Annotated in this window: 3 protein-coding genes and 2 pseudogenes; 1 reads left to right on the forward strand and 4 read right to left on the reverse strand. The window is 74.7% G+C overall.

Features of this window, described 5'->3' with window-relative positions; translation table 11 throughout:
- Positions 1 to 270, reverse strand: a pseudogene (locus AC0CYZ_RS10560) (hypothetical protein); the annotation flags it as partial.
- A gap of 32 nt (positions 271 to 302) precedes the next feature.
- On the opposite strand from AC0CYZ_RS10560, the gene AC0CYZ_RS10565 reads away from it, so the two are divergent.
- Entirely contained in the window at positions 303 to 1,454 is a 1,152-nt protein-coding gene (locus AC0CYZ_RS10565; RefSeq protein WP_472215005.1) for an MGDG synthase family glycosyltransferase, read from the forward strand.
- On the opposite strand, the gene AC0CYZ_RS10570 is transcribed toward AC0CYZ_RS10565, so the two are convergent.
- The 3 genes and pseudogenes from AC0CYZ_RS10570 to AC0CYZ_RS10580 all read right to left on the reverse strand — a co-directional run.
- Positions 1,448 to 2,107, reverse strand: a complete 660-nt coding sequence (locus AC0CYZ_RS10570; protein ID WP_472215007.1) for a VC0807 family protein — start codon at positions 2,105 to 2,107, stop codon at positions 1,448 to 1,450. The two genes, AC0CYZ_RS10565 and AC0CYZ_RS10570, sit on opposite strands and share 7 nt — an antisense overlap.
- A 102-nt stretch (positions 2,108 to 2,209) precedes the next feature.
- Positions 2,210 to 3,226 (reverse strand): adenosyl-hopene transferase HpnH, encoded by a 1,017-nt coding sequence (gene hpnH / locus AC0CYZ_RS10575; RefSeq protein ID WP_472215009.1) that lies wholly within the window; start codon positions 3,224 to 3,226, stop codon positions 2,210 to 2,212.
- Positions 3,227 to 3,228: 2 nt separating this feature from the next.
- Positions 3,229 to 3,647: pseudogene (locus tag AC0CYZ_RS10580) on the reverse strand (4-hydroxy-3-methylbut-2-enyl diphosphate reductase); the annotation flags it as partial.

The raw sequence follows: 3,647 nt of genomic DNA on the forward strand, positions 1-3,647 counted from the left end.
GGCACTCCAGCGCCCCAGCACGGCCCGCGTGCCGGCCCGGAAGAACCCGACGTGGACGAGCAGCCAGTAGTACAGGCCGTACAGCCACGGCAGCGCCCGCACGCACGTGGCGTAGACGCCGGCGAACACCCGCGGGGCGCCGCGGCCCATCCCCGCCAGCACGTCGCTCGTGACGACCGCGGCCCCGGGCCAGGCCGCCCCGACCGCCTCCGCGACCGCGGCCGCGGCGGCGTGGTGACCGGCACCGACCGAGCCGGATAGCACCAGCACCCGCAAAGGTGCCCCGGCGCTAGCGTGCGTGGGTGACCCAGGAACACGCCCGGGAGCAGGCGCGGCGACCGGTCGGCGCGTCGTCGTCACCACGGACCCCCGCTCGTGTGCTGGTGCTCTCCGCCCCGGTCGGCGAGGGCCACGTCGCCGGCGCCCGCGCGCTCGCGGCGCGGATGCGCACGGTGTGGCCGGACGCCGAGGTCGCCGAGGTCGAGACGGTGGCCGGCGGTCCCCGACGGACCCGACTGCTCGCGCTGGCCTACCGGGTGGTCATGCGCCGCGCCCCGGGGCTCTACGGCCTGGCCTACGACGTCCTGGGCCGGCTCCCGCGCTTGGCCGCGCTCTTCCAGGGCCTCGGGGCGCCCGCCACCGCCCGCGCGCTGCGCCCGGTGCTGCGCCACCACCGTCCCGACCTCGCCGTCTGCACCTACCCGGTCACCACCGGCGGGCTCGCCCGGCTGCGCCGCCGGGGCGAGACCGCCGCCCGCGCCGTCGCCGTCGTCACCGACCCGGCCGTGCACCCGTTCTGGATCTGGCCCGACGTCGACGAGACGTGGGTGATGCTCGACGAGGCGGCCGGAGCCGCACGCCGGCTCGGGGCCACGGACGTCCGCGTGGTGCCGCCGGCGGTCGACCCGCGCTTCGCGCCGAGCGCCGCGCCCGCCGCCGGGGACCTCACCGTGCTCGTCACCGGCGGCTCGCTGGGCTTCGGCGCCCTCGAGCGGGCCGTCGACGCCGTGCTCGAGGCCGGCGAGGGGGTCCGCGCCGTCGTGCTGTGCGGGCGCAACGACGCGCTGCGTGCTCGCCTCGCGTCCCGGCGCGACCCGCGGCTGCGGGCGCTGGGCTGGACCGACGCCGTGCCCGGGGAGATGGCCGCGGCGGACGTCGTGCTCACCACCGGCGGCGGCATGATCGCCAACGAGGCGCTCGCCGTCGGGCGCCCGGTGCTCTTCGCGACGCCGGTGCCCGGCCACGGCCGCGCCGGGGCGGCGGCCCTCGCGCGGGCCGGCCTCGCCGTCACCTGCCCGCGCGCCGCGGACGTCACCGCGGCCGTCGCCGACCTGCGCGACGACCCGGCACGCCGCGAGGCCCTGGCCGCCGCGGCCCGGGCGTTCTCGGCGCGGGACCTCGACGGCGCCCTGGCCGGCCTGGCGACCCGGACCGTCGGCGTGCGGGACTACTGAGCGGTCGCCGGGCCCCAGCGCAGCCGCACGCCCTCGCCGGCCAGCGACTTCCGGAACCACCACAGCGAGACGGCGATCCCCACGCCCACCAGCGCGAACGACCCTGCGGTGGCGACCACGAGGTAGGCCTCGACGGTCGCCACCGCCAGCGCCAGGAGCGTGGTGGCGCCGTTCACGAGGAACACCAGCGCCCAGAGCAGCGACACCCGCCGGAAGAACTGCTGGACCTTCGGGCGTGAGGTCAGCGCCTCCGGGAACGCCACGAAGTCGTCCGCGAGCCGGGCCAGCAGCGGGCGCCCGCCGCCGAACAGCGTCACCAGGAGCGCGGCCGCGAAGATGAAGTTCTGGGCGGAGGGCTCCAGGAAGTACACCAGCGCGCTGCCGGTCCAGAGCCCGATCGCCGTGCGCACCACGAGGATCGCCGTGGAGATCAGGAGGATCGCCGGCAGCGCGCGGCGCCACAGCAGGCGCGCCAGCACCGCGAGCGCCGACCACCCCAGCGCGGCCCAGAGGCCGGCGTCGAAGCCCGCGGTGTGCAGCAGCAGCGCGAAGAGCCCGAGCGGGATGAGGATCGACTCGCAGAGTGGCACCACGGCGTGCCGGGCCATGTCCCGCCAGTGCGGGAGGTGGATCGTCGTGCCGTGGTGCGCCATGCGGATGCGCTGCCTCTCGGCCGGGGACCGGTCGCGGTCGACGGTAGCGAGCCGGGTGACTGGCCGTGGTGAGGCCCCCCGATTTCACGCGCATTTCACGCCTCAGCGAGCACCGACCGTGTCGGTCGCCGCCCGGATCGACTCCCGCAGCGACCCCATCGTGGCGAACACGGCCGACGGCTCGTACCCGCAGTGGGCCATGCAGTTCTCGCACTTGGCGTTGCGGCCGCGTCCGTAGGACTCCCAGTCGGTCTCCTCGACCAGCTCGCGGTAGGTCGACACGTACCCGTCGTCGAGCAGGTAGCAGGGCTTCTGCCAGCCCAGCAGCGAGTAGGACGGGATCGCCCAGGCGGTGCAGTCGAACTCCGTCTTGCCCTCGAGGAAGTCCAGGAACAGCGGCGAGTGGTTGAGCCGCCACTTGCGCCGGCGCCCGTCGGCGAAGGCCTTGCGGAAGAGCTCGCGGGTCTGGTCGACGCCGAGCCAGTGCTCCTGGTCGGGGGCGCGCTCGTAGGCGTAGGCGGGCGAGATCTGCATGTTGTCGACGCCGAGGTCGTCGTTGAGGTAGTCGAGGACGTCGATGACGTCCTGCGGGGTGTCCGTGTCGAAGAACGTGGTGTTCGTGTAGACCTTGAAGCCCGCCGCCTGCGCCTGCTTGATCGCTGCGACCGCGGCGTCGAACCCGCCGACCTTGCGCACCGAGGCGTCGTGGCGCTCGCGCAGCCCGTCGATGTGGACCAACCAGGCGAAGTTGCGGTGCGGCGAGAACTTCGCGAGGTGCTTCGGCAGCAGCAGCGCGTTCGTGCACAGGAAGACGATCTTGTTGCGGTCCAGCAGCTGCCGGACGATCTCGTCGATCTGCGGGTGCATCAGCGGCTCGCCGCCGGCGATCGACACCATCGGCGCGCCGGCCTCCTCGATCGCGCCGACCGCCTGCTCGACCGGCATGCGCTGCTTGAGCAGCGACGCCGGCTGGGCGATCTTCCCGCAGCCCGCGCACTTGAGGTTGCAGGCGAACAGCGGCTCGAGCTCGACGAGGATCGGGAACTTCTTCTTGCCGCGGAGCCGCTGCTCCATGAGGTAGGTGCCGAGCCGGATGCTCTGGCGCAGGGGGAAACCCATGGTCAGCTCACTTCCTTGGGAAGGGTGAAGTGGACGTCCTCGGTCGTGGTCGGCCGGGGGGTGACGGTCACGGGGCCGAGGCCGCGCAGGACGTCGACGACGCCGTCGACGAGCTGCTCCGGTGCGGACGCGCCCGCGGTGACCGCGACGCGCCGGGCCCCGGCGAGCCAGGTCAGGTCGAGCTCGCCGGCGTCGTCGACACGGCGGGCGTCGACGCCGGCGCGAGCACCGACCTCCGCCAGCCGCACCGAGTTCGAGGAGTTCGCCGAGCCGACGACGACGAGCCGGTCGGCCTCGGCGGCCACCGCGCGCACCGCGGCCTGGCGGTTGGTCGTCGCGTAGCAGATGTCCGCCGAGCGCGGCTCGACCAGCGCCGGGAAGCGTCGCCGCAGCACCGCGGCGATCCGCTCGGCCTCGTCGA

The organism is Actinomycetospora sp. (genome assembly GCF_055612215.1).

Excerpts from the sequence above, each read along its gene's own strand:
- AC0CYZ_RS10570 (WP_472215007.1), bottom strand. The coding sequence starts at position 2,107 with ATGGCGCACCACGGCACGACGATCCACCTCCCGCACTGGCGGGACATG.
- hpnH (WP_472215009.1), bottom strand. The coding sequence starts at position 3,226 with ATGGGTTTCCCCCTGCGCCAGAGCATCCGGCTCGGCACCTACCTCATG.